Origin of the sequence: Streptomyces sp. NPDC048636 (assembly GCF_040650655.1) — a bacterium.
GTDB lineage: Bacteria > Actinomycetota > Actinomycetes > Streptomycetales > Streptomycetaceae > Streptomyces.
Genome location: NZ_JBEZHR010000013.1, coordinates 98997 through 119815 on the forward strand (window position 1 = coordinate 98997; position 20819 = coordinate 119815).

Genomic DNA, 20819 nt, shown 5'->3' on the forward strand with positions numbered 1-20819 from the left:
GCTCACGGCTCCCAATCGACCGGGAGCCGGTGCACCCCGTAGACGAGCATGTCGTCCCGCAGCGGCACCTGGTCGGGCGGTACCGCGAGACGCAGCGTGGGGAAGCGCCGGAGCAGGGCCGGAAACGCCGTTGTCATCTCCATCCGGGCCAGGTGCTGGCCCAGACACTGGTGGATCCCATGGCCGAAGGCCAGATGCTGCCCGGCGTCCCGGGTGACGTCCAGGTCGTCGGGGACGGGGAAGGGCGCGGGGTCGCGGTTGGCCGCGGCGAGCGACGCGACCACCGTCTCACCGGCGCGCACCCGCACCCCGGCGATCTCGACATCCTCCCGGGCGATCCGGATGGTGCCGAACTGGGCGATGGTCAGGTACCGCAGCAGCTCCTCGACCGCGTGGTCGGCGAGCTCCGGCCGCTCGCGTACCAGCGCGGCCTGTGCGGGGTGGCTCAGCAGGGCGTAGGTGCCGAGGCCCAGCATGTTCGCCGTGGTCTCATGTCCCGCGACGAGCAGCAGCAGGCCCACACCGGTCAGTTCGGCGTCGGTCAGCGGGCCGTGCCCGTCGGCGGCGGAGTCCGCGCCGTGCGCCAGCCCGGACAGCAGCCCGTCGTCCGGCTGCCGCCTTTTGACCGCCACCAGATCCCGCATGTACTCCCACAGCGCGTCCCGGGCGGCGAGGAGTTCCGCCTCCTCCCGGTCGATTCCGAACAGGGTGAACGTCCACCGCTGGAAGTCGGCCCGGTCCTCGTACGGCACCCCCAGCAGCTGGCAGATCACCAGTGAGGGGATCGGGCGGGCGAACGCCGCCACCAGATCGGTGGGCGGCCCGGTGCGCTCCATCGCGTCCAGCCGACTGGTGACGATCTCCTCGATGTCCGGCAGCAGGCCGCGCATCCGCCGGACCGTGAACCACCGGGCGAGCAGCCGACGGTAGCGGGTGTGCTCGGGCGGATCCATGCCGATGAACGAGCCCGCCCGCCGGGAGTCGTCCTCGGGGAGGGGGAGCGCACGGACGGGGGAGGAGGCCCGTCGGCGGTCCGCGCTGAACCGGTCGTCCGCGAGCAGGACGTGGACGTCCTCGTAACGGGTGAACAGCCAGCCGACCTTGCCGTCGGGGAAGGCCAGTCTGCTGGGCCCGCCCTCCTCGCGCAGACCCGCGTACCCCTCGGGGGGATCGAACGGGCAGCCGCGATCCCGGGGCAGGGAGACCGGAGACGATCTGGACGAGGTGACCGACACGGGAGTGCCTCCCTCCGGGCGACCGGATCTTCCCTTTCGAGCGTAGTGCGGGTCTCCGGGCACCGCTTCCGATACCCGTTCCGAGCTGCGCCAAGGTAAAATAGTGTGCCAAGCGGCGCAGGGAGTGTGGTGGCGCGGCGCGGGTGTCCGGGGGCCGGGGTGGGCGGAGGCCAACCGGCTGGTAACGCAAAGTACTTGGAAAACTCGTCCGGCCTTCGCCGTTGACCGGCCTTCCGGCTGCTGTAACACTCTCGAGGCAGTCCAGTGGTTTAGACCACTGGGGGTTCTGTGTGTCCCGCCCTGTCCCGCCCTGCCATCGCCCCGCCATCGCCCCGGCCCCGGCCTCGTACGGCCCCTGCCGGACCCTCCCAGCGTGAGCATTGGAGATCCCGTGAGAAGACGCCTGATCGGGCTCGGCGCCCCGCTCGCCGCCTTCGCCACCATCGCCGTCACCGGGCTGAGCGCCCCGCCGCCGTCCGCCCCGTCCCGGCCCGCCGCCGCGGCGCTGCCCGTCGTGACGCCCACCCCTCAGTCCCTCGTCCGCGGCGGAGCCGACGTCCCCGTACCGCGCCGGGTCGTCCTGGTCGCCGATCGGGACACGGACACCGCGGCCAAGGACCGGCTCATCGCACTCCTCAAGGCCCACGGCGCGGACCGGGTCGAGATCACCGGCCCGGACGGCCGGGCCCCGGCCTCCGGACGCGATCTCACCGTGCTGCTCGGCCCCGCCTCCCGGCCGGACATCGCCGAGGCGCTGGGCGACACCTCCGCTCCCCGGCGTGCGGAGGGCTACGCACTCCGTGTCGACCGCCACCGCCGCGCGCCCTCCGTGGTGGCGCTCGGCGGCCATGACACCGCCGGGCAGTTCTACGCCGTCCAGACCCTGCGCCAGCTCTTCCGTGCCACCGGCGGCCACCGCTGGGCGGTGTACGGCGTCCGCGTCAGCGACCACCCCTCGATGGCCCTGCGCGGCACGATCGAGGGCTTCTACGGTCAGCCGTGGACCCATCAGGAACGCCTGGACCAGATGGACTTCTACGGCGATGTGAAGGCCAACACCTATATCTACGCGCCCAAGGACGACCCCTACCACCGCGGAAAGTGGCGAGACCCCTACCCGGCCGACAAGCTCGCGGAACTGGGTGAGCTCGTCCGCCGCGCGACCGCCAACCACGTCCGCTTCACCTTCGCGGTCTCGCCCGGCGAGTCCATCTGCTACTCCGACCCCGCCGACCGCCGCGCGCTGAAGGCCAAGCTCCAGGCCCTGTACGACCAGGGCACCCGGGCCTTCTCCATCCCGCTGGACGACATCAGCTACACCAAGTGGAACTGCGACGGCGACCGCACGGCCTACGGCGACCCCGGACGGGCCGCGGCGGCCACCGCCCAGGTCGATCTGCTCAATGACATCCAGAAGGACTTCATCGCCACCCATGAGGGCGCCCGGCCACTCCAGATGGTGCCCACCGAGTACGGAGATCTGACCGACACCGCGTACAAGCAGAAGCTCCGCGGCTCACTCGACCCGGCGGTCGAGGTGATGTGGACGGGCACGGACGTCGTCCCGCCCAGCATCACCAACGCCCAGGCCGACGCGGCCTCCGAGCTCTTCGGGCGCAAGGTGTTCGTCTGGGACAACTATCCGGTCAACGACTACGGCAACACCAGCGGCCGACTGCTGCTCGCCCCGTACGACAAGCGTGAGGCCGGTCTGTCCGAGCATCTGAGCGGGCTGGTGGCCAACCCGATGAACCAGCCCTACGCCAGCGAGGTCGCGGTGTTCGGCGCCGCCGACTTCGCCTGGAACGACCGCGGCTACCGCGCCGGGACGAACGGGCGGCGCGCCATGTCCTATCTGGCCGGTGGCGACCGCCGCGCCACCGACGCCCTGCTGGTCTTCGGCGACCTCGAGCATCTGGCCCCCACCTTCGGGGACACCCCCTGGCAGAGCCAGGCCCCGGTCCTGACCGGCCGGATCGCCGCGTTCTGGACCGCCTGGGACCGTGACGACGGTGACCGTGACAAGGCGCTCCGGGAGCTGCGGACGTATCTGCGGAGCATCCGGGAGGCACCGGGCACCATCCGCGGCGGCGCGGTGCGGAAGGGCTTCACCACGGACGCCGCCGCCTGGCTGGACGCCACCGAACTGTGGGGCGCGGCGGCCGTGAAGTCGGCCGACGCGCTCGGCGCCTGGCACCACGGCGACAAGGACCGGGCCCGTCAACTGGTCGCGGACGCCCGCGCCCTCCGGACCCGGGCCGAGGCGGTGCGCACCGTGCCCGCGCGCAACACCTGGGGTGAGGTGCGGCCCAAGGTGGGCGACGGGGTGCTGGACACCTTCCTGACCCGGGCCGCCGCCCGCGTCGACTAGTCGCGGTCGGCGGCGGGGTCCGGGGCGGATGGCCCCGGACCCCGCCGTACCGGTCAGTGCGAGGACGGCTGGGCGGGGGCGGGCTGCCGCACCGCGACCCGGTCGACCGTCCAGAAGGCGCTGTTGTCGCCGGTGTAGCGGAACCGCAGCTGGAGCGACCGGGCGCCCGGGGGCGGGGTGAGCCTCAGGTGCTCGACGGCGTTGGTGTCGGAGCGGTAGCTCCTGACGCGCACCGGCTCGCCGCCGTCCCACACCGCGTAGACGTCCCCGGTCTGCGGCCCGTCGATCTGGTAGTGGTTGGCATAGGAGACGGTCACGGCGCCGGATCCGCGGAGCGGGTAGGCCGGGCTGACCAGGGTCGAGTCGAACCGGCCGTCATCGTGGGGCTTGTCGTCCCATTCGTCGGAGTCGGCCACGGCGAACACGTCGCGGGCGCGTACGTTGGCCTCACGGCCCTGGCCGAGGTCGGTATTGGTCCAGAACTCGTCGGTGGCGAAGGACCAGCCGCGCCATTCGGTGACACCTCCCGCGGGCATCCGGGAGTTGTCGATCGTCCAGCCGCGGGGCGGGGTGGTGGTCCAGCCCTTGACGTCCGCTCCGGGTTCGGTCTCGTCGGCCCGGGTGCGCAGCGCGCCGCGTACGGTGTCGAAGTCATCGGGGGCCACGGTGGGGATGGCGGCGCCGTCCAGCCCCCAAGCCGGATCGGTGGCGACGCCCTCATGGGCGAGGACCGTGGGCGCGATGTCGGTGAGCTTGATGTCGTTGCGCTGTGAACCGGGGCGCATCCCGGCTCCCTTGGCGATGACGAAGGTCTTGCGCTCCGCGGGGCTGTCGTCGCCGTGTCCGCCGTCCGCGGTGTGTCCGTGGTCGGCGGTGACCACGATGAGCCAGTCCTCCAAGGCGCGGCCCGGCCGGGCGGCGACGGCGTCGAGCAGCTGTCCGATCCGCTGGTCCGTCGTGGTGAGGGCGTCGGTGTAGTCGCGGCTGGCGGTGCCGGAGGAGTGTCCCGCTTCGTCGACGTCGTTGAGGTGGACGAAGGTGGAGTCCGGGTCGCCGTGGGCCAGGTAGTCGGCGGCGGTCCGCGTGGTGTCGGTGTCGTCCTCGCCCTCGATGCGTCGATCGGTCTTCTCGCCGAAGATCTCGTCGGTGATGGGCTCCCAGGTGCCCACCGTCAGGGTGGAGATGGCGGGGTCGGCGGTCTCCAGCCGGGTGGCGTAGTCGGGGTATTCCTCGAAGTTCGTGTCCCAGAAGAAATTGCTCGTCACCTCGTGCTTGTCCGGCCACACCCCGGTGGCGACGGAGGCCCAGCCGGGTGCCGAGAGGGTGGGCGCGAACGGGTCGGCGTAGAGGTTGCTGGTGGCCGTCATCCCCTGCGCCATCAGCGCCTTGAGCCGGGGCATCGGGGTCTTGGCCAGGACGTCGTAGGTGGCGCCGTCCACGCCGATGACCAGCGTCTTGGTCTTCTTGCTCCCATGAGGGAGGCCCTGGTAGGCGGCGGTGTCGGCTGACGTCCCGCCGGCCGCCGTGGCGTGGACGGCGCCGGACAGCGGAAGCACGGTGGCGGCCACGACGGCGGTCGCGAGGGCGATCCGGTCGCGGGTTTTCAGAATCACGTGGTGGTCTCCGAAGGTGTGGGGGCGGGACCCCGCGGCGCTGACGCACCGTGGGGTCCCGTTGTCGACCCACCAGGACTAGGCCCCGGAGCCGTGGATGACCAGAGCAAATATCCCTCAAACGCGGCCCGTTCCCGGGCGGTGACCTACAGTCGCGTCCCATGGGAACGGAGATCGAGGGTGCCGAGGGGCCCGGCCCGGCCGTGGAGCTCGTTCGGCTTGCCGACGCCGAGGGCAATCGCGTCAGCGTCAGCGTTCTGGGGCGCCACCCCGCCGTGCGGAACGGCCTGGCCGCCGAGCTTGTCCTCGACACCCCGTTCGTGCGTGGCCGACTCGAGCTCTCCCTGTGGCGATCGCGGCTGGAAGCGTGGGGCCGCGCGCTCGACCGGCTCGAAGCGGGTCACGACATCACATGGATGGGGGTGGAGCGGGGGCCGTCCCTCTCCGTCCGGCTGGTGGGGGAGCGGGGTTGCCCCGAGGTCATCGTGGTGGACGACCTGGTCTCGATGGTCACCGTCAGGGTGCCGGTGGACCTTCCGGACGACTGGATCGTCGCCCATCGCGGGCGGCTGCGGGCGCTGATGGCCGGGTGGGGCATGTCGGGTCCCTGACGCCACGCCGGGTCGGGGGAAGCGTGGGGACGGCCCCGGTGCGCCGCGTCCTCGGACGCGGCGCACCGGGGCCGCCGTGGGTGCTGGTCGGCTCCGCAGGGCTCAGCGGTTGTGGTGCCAGTGGCCCTGGCGTCCCCAGGACTTGGCGTCCACGACACGGCCGCGGTCGTTGCGCAGGATCGCGGTGTCCCCGTCGTTGTTCCAGATGTAGGTGCGTGAGTTCTGGTAGACGTCGCGCATGGTGTCGTCGCCGCGGCCGGTGCGGACCCGCACGGACTCGTTGCCGCGCAGCGTCAGGTCCTCGAAGCGGTAGACGTGGCGGGCGGTGTCGGAGAGGGTCCAGCCGCTGAGGTCGACGCGCTGGCGGCTGTTGTTGGTGATGGTGACCCACTCCGCGCGGAGGCTCCGGCGCGAGTAGTCGTCGCTACCCGGGCTGTTGTACTGGACGTCCCCGATCACCACGCGTGCGTGGTGCTTCATGGGGTGGGCGTCGGCCGGGAGTGCGGCGGCGCCGAGCAGGGCGGTGGCGGCGAGGCTGCCGGCGGCGAGGCGGGTGAGTCGAGTCATGGTGACCCCTAGGTGTGCGGGGACGGCTGTGTGCCGTCCCGTTGATCGGGTCCCGGCGGTGGCCGGGGAGATCACTGTGCCGCCCCGCCTGCCACGGAGACACCACGAAACACCGCGTGTTACACAATACGGACAAATTTTGCCTTGCTATAGCAAGGACGGACTTTACGACGGTGTGCTGGACAGCCCGGCAGCCCGGCAGCCCGGCAGCCCGGCAGCCCGGCAGCCCGGCCGGTCCGGCTCAGGCCGCCGAGGCGGGCCGTCCAAATCCAGTGGTGCGCATCGCGGTGGACCCCGCACACTCCCTCCTATGTCGACGACACCGCTCACCGGTCCGCTCTGCACCCGCGGTTCACTCGCCGCCGAGCTGCGGGAGCTCGGTCTGCGTCCGGGGGAGACCCTCCTGGTCCACTCCTCCCTCAGCGCACTCGGCTGGGTCTGCGGTGGCGCGGGCACCGTCGTTCAGGCGTTGCTGGATGTCCTCGGCACGCAGGGAACGCTCGTGGTGCCGACGCACTCCGGCGACAACTCGGACCCGGCCGGCTGGTGCGCTCCACCGGTGCCCGAGACCTGGTGGGCCGAGATCCGTGCCGCGATGCCCGGCTATGACCCGCGCACCACACCCACCCGTGGTGTCGGCCGGATCCCCGAGACGCTGCGCACCTGGCCCGGCGCCCTGCGCAGCGCCCATCCACAGACCTCCTTCGCGGCCGTCGGGGCAGATGCCCGAGCGATCGTGGACGGCCATGCCCTGGACTGCCGGCTGGGTGAACGCAGCCCGCTGGCCCGGCTGGAGGAGGCGGCGGCACGGATCCTGTTGCTGGGCGCGGGCTTCGGCTCCTGCACTGCCTTCCACCTCGCCGAATACCGGATTCCCGCACCGGTCGTCGACAACTCCTTCGCCGTCATCACCCCGCGTGGCCGCCGCTGGCGGACCGTGCGCGACACCTCCATCAGCGAGGAGCGGTTCGAGGAGCTGGGCGCGGACTTCGCGAGGGAACGCCCGGTGCTACGCGGCCGGGTGGGCGCGGCGGAAGCGCGGCTGTTCGCCCTGGCCGACGCCGTCGGCTACGCCGAAACCTGGCTGGCCGCACACCGCCCACGGCGGGGTCCGTCCGCGGGGACGGGCCCCGATTCCACAACCGCACGGGAGAGTACGGCGGTTCACCGCCCCGGGCGCACGGTCGAGGGATGAGGATGGGGATATGACCACCGCATCAAGGGCACATTCGTTCAACCGGGCCGCCGCCCAGTACGCCGCGAGCCGTCCCTCCTATCCGTCCGCCCTCTTCGGCACCGTCGAGGAACTCATGGGACGTTCCCTCGCCGGGGCCCGGGTCGCCGACGTCGGGGCGGGGACCGGGATCGCCACCGCTCTGCTGCGCGAGCGCGGCGCCGATGTGATAGGAGTCGAGCCCGGCGACGGTATGGCGGCCCAGTTCCGCACCGCCCTTCCCGGGGTGCCGATCGTCCGGGGCGATGGCAACGCGCTGCCGTTCGCACATGGCTCCCTCGACCTGATCACCTATGCCCAGGCGTGGCATTGGACGGACACCGCCCGCTCCGTTCCCGAAGCGCTGCGTGTGCTGCGTCCGGATGGCGCGCTCGCGCTGTGGTGGAACATCGCCGCGACCGATGTGCCGTGGATCGCCGCGCAGAACGAGCGCATCGCACACCACTGCGGAGTGACACCGCCCCCGGCGGCGCGCCCCGACGACCGCCGGGCCGTCCGGCTCGCGGGGCTCGAAGGGCTGCGCGTGGCACGGCGCCAGGTGCGCTGGAGCCGTACGGTCTCCCTCGATCTGCACCTTTCCAACGTCAGCAGCCACTCGGCGTTCCTCGTCCTCGGCGAGGCCGGCACCGAGGCGTTCCTCGCCGAGGAGCGCGCAGTGCTGCGGGAGGTCTTCCCGGACGAGAGGGTGGAGGAGGCCTACGAGGTGGACCTGTTGGTGGTCCGGGGCTGACGCGGTCCGTTCACCGCGGGCGTCCGAGGGCAGCGGTGAGACGGTCCAGCTGGCGGGAGACCGGCCCCAGGGTCAGCACACCACTGCCCGCCCCGGCCAACTCGGCTGCTGCCGGGGAGAGTTCGCGGTGTGCCCGTGCCATCGTGTCGTGGTCGCCGAGGTCGGCGGCCGCGTGGCCGAGAAGACACCACAGGGCCTCGAACAGCAGGTCGTTCGGTGGGTCCGGGGCCTCGCGCAGCGCCACGGCGGCCGCTTCGCGGCGGTCCCGGGCGAGCAGCACCAGCGGGCGGGTCCACGGTGCGTAGGGGCCCCAGTCGATGTGCTCGTCGACCGGTGCGGGGGATCCCCGGCGCAGCCGTACGGACAGCAGCGCGAGCGGTAGCAGACCGCCTTGCACACCGGGCATGCCCGCGCCGTCCAGCCGGGCGGCCGCGGCCCGGTAGGCCGACTCGACCTCCTCGTCCGGCGCACCGCCGGTCGCGGCGAGCCGCAGTGCCCGGTACCACTGGGTGAACACGCCGACCAGCGGCAGTTCATGGCGTTCGGCCAGCCGGTCGGCGGCGAGGGCGTGGCCGTCGGCCGCGGGGAAGTCGCCGAGCGCGCAGCGCGCCTGGAGCCGGATGAGGTGGCCGAGCACCTCGAAGGTGGTCAGCGCGTGCCGGGCGGACAGGGCGACCAGTTCGGCGCCGATCCCGTCCCGCCGGGGCGCCCGGCCCCCGCGGTGACAGCTCTGTATGAAGGCGCCGTTGAGGGCGAACGCCAGCACGGCGGGGTCGTCCAGTGCGCGGGCGATGCGCTCCGCCTGCCCGGCCGCCCGGCGGCCACGTGCCGACCGGGTGCCCCGCGACTCCAGGGCGATGGTGGCCAGCAACCGGGCGCGCGCGGAAGCGGGCCCGTCGGACGGCAGGGCGGTCAGTGTGCGCTCGGCCGCCGCGACCACCCACGCGGCCTGACGCGGATCGTCCGAGCGGGTCCAGATCGCCGGGACGTCGTACCCGCCGATCACACGGGCGGTCAGCTCCGGATCACCCCGATCCTCGGCGGCCGCGATGGCCGCCACCCGGTGTTCACGGGCGGCTTCCAGGCCCCCGCCCCCGGTCACGGCGAGATGGCGCAGCAGACCGACCGTCGACTCCAGCCGGGTCCGGGCACCGGAGGCCACGGTGCGGTCGTACGCGGCGCTGGCCCGGGCCCACACCCGCTCGGCCGCCGCGCCCTGGGGTGCCGTCTCGAGATGGTCGGCGTGATCGAGGATGTCCGCCTCCAGACGGCGCAGCCCCGGTCCCGGATCCACCCCCAACTGCTCGACCAGCAGCGTCCGCGCCCGCCGCAGCACTGCCAGCGCGTCGCCCTGCCGGCCGGTGCGGTACAGCGCGAGGGCCAGCAGCCGCCACGCGTCCTCACGCCACGGATGCTCCCCGGCGTGCGCGTCCAGATCCGGCACCACCTCCCCGGCGCGCCCCAGTGCCAGCCGGGCCTCGGCCCGGCGTTCGACGGCGTGCAGCCGCAGCTCGGCGCGGCGTGAGCGCTCCGCTCGGGCCCAGAGCTCATCGGCGAACTCCGCGTACGCGGGTCCGCGCCACCGCCCCAGCCGGAATCCAGCCGGGCGAGCGCGTCCCCGGGCGGAAGTGTCGCGGCGGCGGCCACCTCGTCCTCGAAACACCAGGCGTCGACCGTGTCCGGCGCGGCGCGCAGGGCGTACCCCGGGCCCTCGGTCACCAGCAGCCTGGCCGGGGCGCGGGGCACGCGCCGCGGTTCCAGCGCGCGGCGCAGCGCGGCCACGAACGTGCGCACCGCGCCCACCGCACCCGCGGGCGGGTCCGGCCAGAGCTCCTCCACCAGGCGGCTCACCGGTACGACGCGTCCGCGGGCCACGATCAGCCGGGCCAGCACGGCGCGGTGCCGCGGCCCCTTCAGCGCGATCGGGTGTCCGGCGCCGTCCCAGGCCGTCACCGGCCCCAGCACCCCGAAGACGACCCGCACCCGCGGACACCTCCTTCCGGCGTCACCTCACCCCGGGACACTCCGGGTCACCGGTGGCTTCGCCCACGCCAGCCTGCTCATCGCCTGCTCATCCGGGCCCGGCAGGCTGGGGACTCCTGGCCGGCTCCCGGAAAGAGAACACACCACCATGACGTCCGCCACCGGCATCGCCGGATTCGACTACCGGCGTGTCCCCGTCGCCGACGGGGTGTCCCTCAACGTGGCCGTCGCGGGCTCCGGCTCCGCGGTCGTGCTGCTGCACGGCTTACCCCAGACCCATGTGATGTGGCGGCATATCGCCGACGGCCTGGCGGCCGACCACACCGTGATCTGCCCCGACCTGCGCGGATATGGGGCAAGCGATAAACCGGAGGCCATCGACGAGGCCACCTACGCCAAGCGGACGATGGCCGCCGATATCGTCGCGGTGGCCCGCGCCCTGGGACATGAGCGCTTCGCCCTGGCCGGTCATGACCGCGGTGCGCTCGTGGCCTTCCGCGCCGGGCTCGACCACCCGGCGGCCATCAGCCACCTGGCCTGTCTCGATGTGCTGCCGACGCTGGACATGTGGGAGGTGATGCACGGGAGAACCGCCGCGGTCGGCTTCCACCTGTATCTGATGGCGCAGCCTCCGGGGCTGCCGGAGCGGATGATCGGCGCCTGCCCGGACGCCTTCTTCGGCCATTTCCTCGACAGCTGGACCAGCGACCCCGGGGCCGTCCCGGCCGAGGTACGCGCCGCCTACCTGGACGCGTGCCGGGCGGCGGTGCCCTCGATCGTCGCCGACTACCGCGCGTCCGCGGGCATCGATGTCGAGCACGACCGGGCGGACCGGGACGCCGGTCACCGCTTGCGGATGCCGGTGACCGTACTCCAGCAGGACTGGGGCGCCGCGCTCGGCTTCGACGCGGCAGCACGGTGGCGTGCCTGGGCACCCGAGCTGTGCCACACCACCGTCACCGGCGGTCACTTCATGGCCGAGGAGACACCCGCCGACGTCACCCAGGCGCTCAGGGATCTGCTGGCCCGCTGAACCACACCGTGGCTACACCACGTAACGGACCAGCCACTCGTCGTCGTTGTACGCGTTCCTCGCCGGGTCCGGTGCCACGGCCGGGCGCTCCTCCACCATCTCCTCGGGGCGGACCCGCTCCGGCAGCGCGCCGAAGCGCGCACGACGCCGCTCCTCGGCGGCGGCATCCAGGGCCTTGTTCCGATCGTTCTCCGCGTGGGTCATCGTCGCCTCCCTCGTGGACGGAACGCCGGGGGTGGGGGAGTTGTTCCCCGGCCCCGGCGGCCCCGCCCCGCCCGGCTCCGCCCGAGCAAAGTCCGGTGCCGACCGCGCGTGATGGGGTCAATGGCGTCCGGGCTGGAGCAGATCGCGGAGGTGGCGCCGGTCGTGGACGTTGTGCTTGGCGTAGATGTTGCTCAGGTGGTACTCGATCGTCTTGGTGCTGAGATACAGCTCGGCGGCGATCTCACGGTTGGTCCAGCCACGCGCCACCAGTCCGGCGATGTCCTTCTCCCGGTCGGTGAGCGAGCCCCAGAACTCCCGGGACACCGTGCGCCCCCGCGCGCTCTCGACCTCGCCGAGCAGCGCACGGCAGCTGCTCGCGTACGGCCTCGCCCCCAGCCTCTCGAACGTCCGCCCGGCGCGGTGCAATTGCTCCCGCGCCCGTTCGGCGTCGCCGCCCTTCATCAGCAGGGCACCCAGGTCATGCCGGATGATGGCCTTGTGCAGTACCGGGTCGCCGCCGTGGGCCGGCACGGCGAGTCCGGCCTCGAACTCCCGCGCCGCGGCGACGGTCTCTCCGACGGCGGTGGCGATGGCGCCCTTCACCCACTGGATGGACACCGGGAGCAGGGCGCCGTGCGAGGGGGCGGACTCCAGTTCGCCCAGCACCCTCCGGGCCCGTTCGAGGTCGCCGGTGCGGGCGCAGGCCACGGCGAGAACGGGCAGGTGGCGGATGGCGTAGAGCCGTGACCGGGTGAGGTTGGCGGGTTCCTCATGGGCGCGGGCCAGCAGGCTGACCGTCTTGTCGAGCTCTCCTCGGGAGAACTCCACCACCGCCTGGGCGGTGGCCAGATGGAATCCCGGCCCGGCGTAGTCCGCGGACGCCGCCAGCTCCAGCGCCTCCTGGAGGTCCGCCTGGGCCTCGGGCTCCCGGCCGGTGACGGCGTAGAGCAGGGCGCTGAGGCAGTGCAGTGAGAAGAAATCGACCGAACGGCCCGTGGTCTGGGCGACATCGAAGGCCAGCGAGAGGTTGCGCCGCGCCTCCTGCCACTCGCCGAGGAAGAAGTGGCACCAGGCGCTGTTGAACAGCGCCGAGACCGTGCTGATCCTCGAAACCCCCAGACTGCGCCGCCGGGCGGCGACCGACAGGTCCGACAGCGCGCCGGCGAGGTCCCCGGCCAGTCCGCGGAACATGCCGCGATAGGTGAGTGTGTCGGTGTCGGGGACGGCCACCTGGTCCGGATCCTCGCTGAGGCCGTCCATATGGCGCAGTCCCTCGGCGGGGCCGCTGAGCAGCGCGTGGCCGTAGGCGAGGTTGGCGCGCACCATTCCGCGTACCGCCTCGCCGCGCGCGTGCCGCAGTGCGAAGGCGGACGAGGCCAGCGACTCCCGGCCGAGCCCGAGGGAGTTTTCCGCGACACCGAGTTCGGCGGCCGCGGTGGCGGCGTCCGCCAGCGCCCCTGCCTCGGTGAACTCGTCCTGGGCCCGGCGCAGATAGCCGCTCGCCCTGGTGTCCTGGCCGTCGGCGAAGCTCAGCAGCCCCAGCGCCTCCTGGCGCTGGGGTCCGGACGGTGCCCGCAGCACCTGGTCGTAGTGGTGCAGCGCCGCCCGGTACTGGGTGCTGACGACCAGCAGGCGCACCGCCCTCAGCAGCGCGTCCTGCCGCCGGGCGGCGTCGGGATCGCACTGCGCGGAGGCGAGGATGTACTCGGCGGCCAGCGATACGTGTCCGGCGTCCAGTTCGCGCTGTGCCGCGTGGGTCAGGTCCTCGGCCAGCGGCGCGTCGTAGGCGTGGGCGGCCGCGATCTGGTGGCGCCACCGGGCGGGCGGTTCGAGCGCCTCGGCGATGGCGCGGTGCGCCCGTGTCTTCTCCGGCTGGGGAATGGCGGCGTAGAGCGCCTCCCGCTGTCCGGTGTGCATCAGGCGGAGATGGGGTACGCCGCCGGTCTGCGTCCACTGAGCGGCGTGCTGCTGCACCAGGGGCTCGGCGTCGGCCACCACGGAGTCCGAGGCGAGCAGCCGGCCGAGGAGGGGGACGGGCGCGGGCGCGTCGAGGACGGCGAGCGTGTCGAGGATCCGGCGGCTGGCGGAAGGGAACGAGCGGGCCCACTCGCCGACCGCCTCGCTCAGCGAGGTGGGGATGTGGAACGTTCCCGGGTCGTCGGGGAAGGCTCCGGCGTGTGCGCCCAGGACGGCCTGGAGGTACAGCGGGTTGCCCCGGCTCCAGCCGACGAGGTTGCGCAGCCGGGATTCGGAGGGCGCCCGGCCGTTCTGCGCCTGAAGGAAACGCCGGGTCTCGGGGACGGTGAAGCCACCGAGCACGATGTGCTGTACCGCGCCGCCCAGCCCGTTCAGCCCCATGTCCCGGGCGGCGCGGGCGGCGCGCTCGGTGGCCACGACGGTGAGGACGCGGTCGGCCCGCAGCCGCAGCAGTGCGAAGCCCAGGGTCTGGAGCGAGTTGAGGTCGATGTCATGGGCGTCGTCCAGCCAGAGGAGCACGGGTGCGGTGTGCTGTGCGGTGTCGAGCGCGCTGAGCACCGCCCCTCCGACGGCCAGCACGGAAGGCTGCCGTCCGGAATAGTCGTGGGCGGCATTTCTGCCGTATGCGGTATTGACGTCGTCCAGCAGTCGGAGCACGCCCGCAAAAGGGATATCGATTTCCGCTCGGGTGCCTTCTGTCTTAAGGATTCTGAAGGTGTCCCCAAGGCTATCTGTGAAATGCTTGACCAGTGTCGTCTTGCCGATTCCGGTCGGGCCGGAAAGAAGGACGACTTTAGGGCTGCCATGGGTTGCGGCGCGGGCCTTGTGATGCAGTTGGGTCAATTCGTCGAGACGCCCGATGAATGAATCGGTGCCGTGTTCCGCCATGTTCACCCCCGCGGTCGCATTACTCCGGTGAGGTAACACTGTGTAATCAAGTCTACTCTGCTTCGCCCCGGGGTGACGGGGCGGCGAGGGCCGGGCAGGCGGGGGTTGCCGGTGTCGTCGGAGGTGGCTATGGAGTTTTGTCGGAGGGTGGTTTGTCGGGGTTGTGGTGGGGTGTGGTCGGTGATTGTCCCTAGTACGGCGCTGGGGTGGTTTTGTCATGGGTGTGGCTTAGGGTGTGGTGGTGTTAACGGGTGTCGTGGATTTTTTTCCGGGCACTGTGGGTTTGTGGCTGCGGGAAGGGTTGTGTCGTCATCGACAGGGCGGATATCTCGGGGGGTTCTGGGTGGTTGTCGGATTCCGGCTCGGCGGACGGTTTTGTGGGCCGGGAGATGGAGCTCCGCCGACTGGGTGTGGTGGCACGGGGTGTTCGGTTGGGTGTGCCGGGACTCGTTGTCGTGCAGGGAATGCCGGGTGCCGGTAAATCGGCTCTGATTCGGCGTTTCGTCGCGGGGCTCGATGACTTTCTGGTGCTGGGGGCGCGGGGGGCCGGGGACGGTGTGGGCGTGCCGTACGGCTGTGTGGGGGAGTTGGTGTCCGGTGCCACCGGGGCTTCGGGCAATGGTGTGGTGCCGGTGGGCGGCGGAAGTGTGATGGCGCCCGGCGTCGTGGGGCGCAGACTGCTCGGCTGGGTGGGGGAGTTGCAGGGGGCGTCACCGGTGGCGCTGGTGGTGGACTCCGCGGAGGGGGTGGACGCCGCCTCGCTCCAGGCGCTGGCGTCCATGATGCGGCGGTTGGGGCGCGGCCGGGTGCTGGTGGTGCTGGGGGTGCGGTGGCCACCGTCGTGGGACGGTCCGACCCGGATGGCCGTCGAGGGGGTGGAGCCGGTGGTGCGCGTGGGGTTGTCGGGGCTCTCGGTGGGCGAAGTCGGCGAGCTGGTGCGGCTGGCGGGCGGGGACGGGGCGGGCACCGAGGTGGTGCGGCGGCTGCACCGCTACACCGGTGGCCATCCGTCGTATGTGGCGAATCTGCTGGCGTTGGGGTGGCGGGAGGCGTTGGACGTGGTGTCGGGCGAGGGGGCCGTGCCCTCGCGGGTGGCGGAGGTGGTGAGCCGGCAGATCGTGGGGTTGCCGGTGGACAGCGGCCAGGTGCTGGAGGCGCTGGCCGTACTGGGGGACGCGGTGCCCGTCGCGGTGCTGAGCCGGGTGCTGGGCTACCGCGACTGCACCGCGGCGCTGGACGCGCCGGTGCAGGCCGGGCTGGTGGAGTGGTCGGTGGAGGGGGACCTGCCCGCGGTGGGATTCCGCCACCCGGTACAGCGTGAGGCCGTCTACGGCGCCATGTCGCCCACCCGCCGGAGGGAGTTGCACCGCGCGGCGGGCGCGGCCGTCAGCAGGCGCGGCGCGCTGGTGCACAAAGTGGCGTCGGCGCAGGCGCCGGACCCCGCGCTGGCGGGGGAGCTGGAGACGTTCGCGGGCCTGGAGCTGCGCGAGGGCAGGCTGGACTCGGCCGCCCGTTATCTGTGGTGGGCCTCCGGACTGGTGGCGGCGGAGGAGGAGGACCGCAGTGACCGCCTGCTGTTCGGTGCGATCCGGCTGTGGTTCTGGGCGGGCGCGGACGGCGAGGTGTCCCGCCGTGGCCAGGCGGTGTGCGCACGTCGTCCGTCGGTACTGCGGGACGAGGCGCTGGGGCTGCTGGAGTTCGCAGCCGGACGGCTGATCGCCGCGCGGACCCTGCTGCGGCGTGCCAGCCGTACGGTGGCCACCGCCGAACGCGATCCTCAAGCAGCCGTGCTCTTCGCCGAGTTGGCCACGGTGTGCGCGGTGCTCGGCGAAGGCGAGGAGGTCGAACGGGCCGCGACGGCGGCCCTCGCCGCCCTCGGCTTCCGCGAGGACGGGCGTGAAGAGGACGGCCATGATGACGCGCCCCATGACGCCACCGGGCCGGACACCCCCGACCCCACGGCTCCGGGCGGCCCTCCGGAGGCGATCGAGCGCACCGCGGCCGATGGCGATGGCGTACGCACCCCGCACGCCGGCACGGTGGTGCCCGGCGGAGTGGCCAGCTCCGCCCGGGCGTTCGCGGCGTACGGGCGTGCGTTGCGCGAGGGAGCGCTCCCGGGCCTTGAGTCGTTCGACTACCTTCCCGAGCGCCCCGACCGGGTCCGGGACGACGATCTGCTGGGGCTGGCCCTGCGCGGTGTACTGCGCCTGGCGTCCGGCCGGTTCGCCGAGGCGGAGGCCGACCTCACCGCCGCCACCGCCCGGGTGCGGCCCGGCGGCGTGCGCCTGCTCGGTATGAGCTCCCGGATGTACCTGGGTATCTGCCACTTCCTGACCGGCTACTGGGACCAGGCCGCCCGTGATGTGGACCGCGGTCTGGCGATGGTCGCCACCCACGGGCGGGTGTTCGACCGGGCCATGCTGTTCTCCCTGAGCGCCATGATCGAGGCGGCGCGGGGAGACCAGAGCGCCGCCGCCCGGAGCGTGGGGCTGGCCACCGAGGCCTCCCGCGACCTGGACTACGCGGGCCCGCAGTTCCACATCGCCCTGGCGCGGGCCGTGACAGCACGGGCCCGGGGGGACTTCCGCGGCGTTCTGGCGGCGTTGCAGAACGTGGCCCAGCAGGCCGCGTACATCGAACGGGCGCGGCTGTTCGCCGCCTGCTGGCTGCCGATCCGGATCGAGGCGCTGATCGAGTGCGGTCGGCTGGAGCAGGCGCGGCAGGCGATCGCCGCGCTCGCGCCGGAGTCCGATCCGGACAACGCGCTGCTGGCCGTCGCCGACATCTGGCTGCGCGGGCGGCTGGCGGAAGCGAGTGGCGATCCGAAGGCCGCCGAGGAGGTGTACGCCACGGCCGCCGACGCCCTGCGTCCGGAACAGGACATGCCGCTGTTCCGGGGGTTGCTGGAGCAGGCGTACGGGCGGTGTGTGGCGGCGCAGGGGAGGGTGGCCGACGCCCAGCGCCATCTCCAGGCGGCGGAGGCCACGTTCACCGCGCTGGGGGCCATCCCGTTCCAGGTGGCGTGCCGTGCCGACCTCGCGGCGCTGGGCACCCGGGAAGGGCTGGGCGAGCTGGAGGCCCTGCTGACCCCGCGGGAGCGCGAAGTGGCCGGTCTGGTGGGGCTCGGCCACACCAACCGGGAGATCGCCCAGGAGTTGCTGTTGAGTGTGAAGACGATCGAGTACCACCTGCGGAGCATCTTCAGCAAACTCGGGGTGCGCAATCGCCGGGAGTTGCGCAACCGGGTGCAGGACCGGAGCTTATGACCGTTCGCGGGCCACTTCGCGCGGTCCGGCCGGGGAGGCGTCCGGAAAACGGACGGTGCCGTGGCCGCCACCGCATGCCCATGCGCTGTCGAGGGGTGAATGCGGTGTTGATGGCGCACAGGTGTTTCAAAACGAAATGATTTGCATGGTCGCACTTCTCGCTCGTGCGTTTCATCGGCGTTACCGTACTGGCAAGTTAGGAAAGTTTCTTGCTGGTGGGTGAAAACAATGGCGTCTGGTGCCTAAGATGTTGTTGTTCCCGGACGACCACGCAACCCGCAGAACTCCCACGATCGGACCGGCTGTTGACTCCCTCGGCCGCCGCTGTCCATACCCGCCTCCCCCGGGTGAGGCGGCTGACCATCATGCCGGAAGCCATGCGTCGAAGTTGAAAGCGAAATGACCAACCAACTCGCGCGCGGACACCGGCGAAATCGTGGCAGGCGGGCACTGCGAAGAACTACACCATCGGGGTTGGACCATGCCATTGCTCGCCTGGAAGGCCAGGAAAGACACCCTCGTACGACGGGCTTCCGCACAGCCGCCCGCGGCCTTCACCGCCACCGTCTCGCGGCGACGGTCCGGCTTCCCGGCCCTGAGCTCCTCATCGGCGGAGAGCGCGTTAGAGCGGCGTGCGCCATGTCCCTCGGCTCCGGCAGCGGGTGATGGCGTCGATTTTGGTCCGGCCGCGGGGGGTCGCGGGGGTGGCGGCCGATGAACCGGGCGTCGATGGCATCGCTGGTCCGGGAGTCCGTGGACGGCGATATGGCGGCGCTCCGAGCGGTCCGGGAGGGCCGTACCTCGGTCTTCCGTGAGGTGTACGAACGCCATCAGGCATCCGTCCGTGCCTACGCGCTGACCTGCACCACCTCACCGGCGCTCGCGGCGAAGCTGGTGTCGGTGGCCTTCGCCAAACTGGGGGAGCGGGTGGCCTCGCCGCATCCGCTGGACCGCGGCCGCCACGCGGGATGTGTGCGGTTGCAGCTCCTGGAGTCCACCCGGCTGGCCGCGGTGGCGGACGCCCTGAGGCATCCACACGCGTTCTCCTCCGAGTTCATGGCGTGGATCGCCAGTGGCTCGGTGTGGCCGATGCACGACGACGGCCAGTTGCAGGTGGCGTACGAGGGTCTGACACCGCTGGAGCAGTGCCTGCTGTGGCACACCCTGGTCGAGCGGGACGACTTGGCGGCCGTCGCCGGTGTCACCGGCCTGACGGGCCGCGTGCTGCGGGCGCGCCTCGCGACGGCCGACCGCGGTCTGCGGCGCTCGCGGATGGAGCTGTACCTGGCGCGGGTCGACGGCGAGGAGTGCGTCAAGGTCCTCGGGGACGGCGGTGGCCTGCCCTATGGAGACCCGGGACCGGAGGTCGCGGCGCATCTCGCCGTATGCCCCCGGTGCCGTGCCCTCTACGAGGACCTGGTGCGGCTCGACGCGCGCGCGGCACGCCATCTGCCGTCACGGTTGCTGGGGTGGTGGCCCGCCGAGGAGTACCAGCGCAACAAGGAGACCACCGCCGGTACGGCGCCCCGGCAGCGGCCGGTGCGCGATGCGCCGGTCCCGCGCCCCGCGGGTGCGGGCCGCCGTCGGCACCGCGACACCGGGTCGGTGGGGAAGGCGGTGACATGGCTGCGCGGTACGCGCCACCGGACGACGGTCTTCGTCGCGGTGAGCGTCACGGTGGCCACGGCGCTCACCGGCACCCTGGCGATGCGCTGGATGGATTCGTCCGAACCTGCCGCCTGTGGACCGGGGGGCCAGAACCCCGATGTGACGGCCTCGTCGGAGACGGGCCCCCCGCTGTCGCTGTCCGCGCGGCTGCGGGTGAACGCCGACGAGTACACCAGCCACGAGGGGACCGCGGAGTCCAAGTCCGGCTACCGACACGCACGCACCCTGGCCGACGGGGACCGGCTTCGCTACGACCGGGTGGACTTCGGCCAGCAGGGGGACGGCCGCCTGGTCACCCGGGTGTCCAACGGCCGGGAGAGCGGAGCGCGGTTGGAGCTGCGGATCGACTGCCTGGACAGTGAGCCGTGGGCCACCATCACCGTCCCCGCGGACGGGGAGCAGGAGGATGTCACCGCCGAGGTCCAGGCCCTCCAGGGCAGACACACGGTGTTCATCACCGCGGTCTGCGACACCCGCGAGGCGTGCGGGGACCTCCACTGGTTCGGCACGGTGGCCCACTGACACCGCGGGTGGCCGCCGGATCCCGGCGGCCACCCCGAGTCCGGGCCGGTCAGTTCAGCTTGGCGAGCTGCGCGGCGATGGTCTTCTCGGGCAGCTGGCCCTTGTGGGCCGGGTTGAAGCTGGTCGTGCTGAAGAGGGCGAGGACCTGGCCCTTGCGCACGGCGGCGACCCGGACCGGCACCGATATGTCACTGCCTGCCTGCTCGGGCAGCGTGATGTTCCACGCGGCGCTCTCGTCGCCCCAGTCGGCGGGGAGTGCGGAGACCGAGCTGAACTTCACCGGCCCGTCACCGAATCCGCCGTCCATGCCCTGCCGCTTGTCGGTCTGCTTGGGGAAGGACTTGGTGGGCGTCGCGGTGAACCCCTGGGAGCACTGTGTCCCGGCCTTCTTCAGACCGGCGAGGGCCTGGGCGGCGCCCTGCCCGTGGTAGGAGCTGAGCGAGATCATCTCCATCCTGATCTTGGCCAGGAGGCCGAAGCTCTTCTCCATGGCCTCCATCCCCTCCGACGGGTTGTCGTAGTGCTTCTTCTTCGGGAGCCCACGCACCCCGCCCGTCCCGGTGGTCGCGTCGGGGCTGCCCTGGGGGAGGGCCATGAAGGCGCGGGCGAGTGGCAGACACGCCTGCTTGTCGGCCTTGATGAAGGCGGAGCTGTCCTGCGCGTAGACGTCGGCGGCCTCGTCCTTCTCGCCGAGCTCGAGGCCCTTGGCGTCACCCTGCTTCAGAAGCATGCTCTTCAGTTCGGCGGCCGTCGGTCCCTTCGGCTCGGCGGCCTGCTGTTCCTCCTTGGCGCTGGTGCTGTTCGTGGTGGATCGCTCGGGTTCCGTGGACTCCTCGCCGCCACAGGCGGAGGCCATGAGGGCGAGTGACACGGCGGAGGCGGCCATGGCGGAACGGCGGACGATGGTCTTCACGCGC

At 72.2% G+C, this 20819-nt stretch carries 13 protein-coding genes and 1 pseudogene; 7 read left to right on the forward strand and 7 right to left on the reverse strand.

Annotated elements, in window-relative coordinates:
- Window positions 1-2: 2 nt before the first annotated feature.
- Complete coding sequence (locus AB0C66_RS28520) at window positions 3-1235, reverse strand: cytochrome P450 (RefSeq protein WP_362444627.1); 1233 nt, start codon at window positions 1233-1235, stop codon at window positions 3-5.
- A gap of 457 nt (window positions 1236-1692) precedes the next feature.
- On the opposite strand from AB0C66_RS28520, the gene AB0C66_RS28525 reads away from it, so the two are divergent.
- Window positions 1693-3606 carry a beta-N-acetylglucosaminidase domain-containing protein gene (locus AB0C66_RS28525; RefSeq protein WP_362444923.1) on the forward strand — a complete coding sequence of 638 codons (1914 nt, stop codon included), beginning with the start codon at window positions 1693-1695 and terminating at the stop codon, window positions 3604-3606.
- A 53-nt stretch (window positions 3607-3659) separates the two neighbouring features.
- Here AB0C66_RS28525 and AB0C66_RS28530 read toward each other — a convergent pair whose 3' ends face one another.
- Window positions 3660-5219: an alkaline phosphatase family protein gene (locus AB0C66_RS28530; protein WP_362444630.1), complete on the reverse strand. Its 1560-nt coding sequence runs from the start codon at window positions 5217-5219 to the stop codon at window positions 3660-3662.
- Window positions 5220-5380: 161 nt separating this feature from the next.
- Here AB0C66_RS28530 and AB0C66_RS28535 point away from each other — a divergent pair, with 161 nt between their 5' ends.
- Window positions 5381-5830 carry a DUF5959 family protein gene (locus AB0C66_RS28535; protein WP_362444633.1) on the forward strand — a complete coding sequence of 150 codons (450 nt, stop codon included), beginning with the start codon at window positions 5381-5383 and terminating at the stop codon, window positions 5828-5830.
- Window positions 5831-5932: 102 nt separating this feature from the next.
- Here the strand turns inward: AB0C66_RS28535 and AB0C66_RS28540 are convergent, their stop codons facing one another.
- Window positions 5933-6397 (reverse strand): lamin tail domain-containing protein, encoded by a 465-nt coding sequence (locus AB0C66_RS28540; RefSeq protein WP_362444636.1) that lies wholly within the window; start codon window positions 6395-6397, stop codon window positions 5933-5935.
- Window positions 6398-6707: 310 nt separating this feature from the next.
- Here AB0C66_RS28540 and AB0C66_RS28545 point away from each other — a divergent pair, with 310 nt between their 5' ends.
- The gene (locus AB0C66_RS28545) at window positions 6708-7592 is read left to right on the forward strand and encodes an AAC(3) family N-acetyltransferase (RefSeq protein WP_362444639.1); all 885 of its coding nucleotides are present in this window, start codon (window positions 6708-6710) and stop codon (window positions 7590-7592) included.
- Window positions 7593-7602: 10 nt separating this feature from the next.
- Window positions 7603-8361, forward strand: coding sequence for a class I SAM-dependent methyltransferase (locus AB0C66_RS28550; RefSeq protein ID WP_362444642.1), 759 nt, complete (start codon window positions 7603-7605; stop codon window positions 8359-8361).
- A 10-nt stretch (window positions 8362-8371) separates the two neighbouring features.
- On the opposite strand, the pseudogene AB0C66_RS28555 reads toward AB0C66_RS28550, so the two are convergent.
- A pseudogene (locus AB0C66_RS28555) lies at window positions 8372-10344 on the reverse strand (BTAD domain-containing putative transcriptional regulator).
- 148 nt (window positions 10345-10492) lie between these two features.
- On the opposite strand from AB0C66_RS28555, the gene AB0C66_RS28560 reads away from it, so the two are divergent.
- The gene (locus AB0C66_RS28560) at window positions 10493-11377 is read left to right on the forward strand and encodes an alpha/beta fold hydrolase (RefSeq protein WP_362444645.1); all 885 of its coding nucleotides are present in this window, start codon (window positions 10493-10495) and stop codon (window positions 11375-11377) included.
- 12 nt (window positions 11378-11389) lie between these two features.
- On the opposite strand, the gene AB0C66_RS28565 is transcribed toward AB0C66_RS28560, so the two are convergent.
- Together AB0C66_RS28565 and AB0C66_RS28570 are read right to left on the reverse strand one after the other, a co-directional pair.
- Complete coding sequence (locus AB0C66_RS28565; protein ID WP_362444648.1) at window positions 11390-11581, reverse strand: hypothetical protein; 192 nt, start codon at window positions 11579-11581, stop codon at window positions 11390-11392.
- Between the two features lie 117 nt (window positions 11582-11698).
- Window positions 11699-14665, reverse strand: a complete 2967-nt coding sequence (locus AB0C66_RS28570; RefSeq protein WP_362444651.1) for an AAA family ATPase — start codon at window positions 14663-14665, stop codon at window positions 11699-11701.
- A gap of 308 nt (window positions 14666-14973) precedes the next feature.
- Here AB0C66_RS28570 and AB0C66_RS28575 point away from each other — a divergent pair, with 308 nt between their 5' ends.
- Both AB0C66_RS28575 and AB0C66_RS28580 read left to right on the forward strand, forming a co-directional pair.
- Window positions 14974-17712, forward strand: coding sequence for a LuxR C-terminal-related transcriptional regulator (locus tag AB0C66_RS28575; RefSeq protein WP_362444653.1), 2739 nt, complete (start codon window positions 14974-14976; stop codon window positions 17710-17712).
- Between the two features lie 729 nt (window positions 17713-18441).
- On the forward strand, window positions 18442-19902 hold the full coding sequence (locus tag AB0C66_RS28580; protein ID WP_362444656.1) for a carbohydrate-binding protein: 1461 nt from the start codon (window positions 18442-18444) through the stop codon (window positions 19900-19902).
- A 49-nt stretch (window positions 19903-19951) separates the two neighbouring features.
- Here the strand turns inward: AB0C66_RS28580 and AB0C66_RS28585 are convergent, their stop codons facing one another.
- Window positions 19952-20815 carry a hypothetical protein gene (locus tag AB0C66_RS28585; protein WP_362444659.1) on the reverse strand — a complete coding sequence of 288 codons (864 nt, stop codon included), beginning with the start codon at window positions 20813-20815 and terminating at the stop codon, window positions 19952-19954.
- Window positions 20816-20819: the final 4 nt, after the last annotated feature.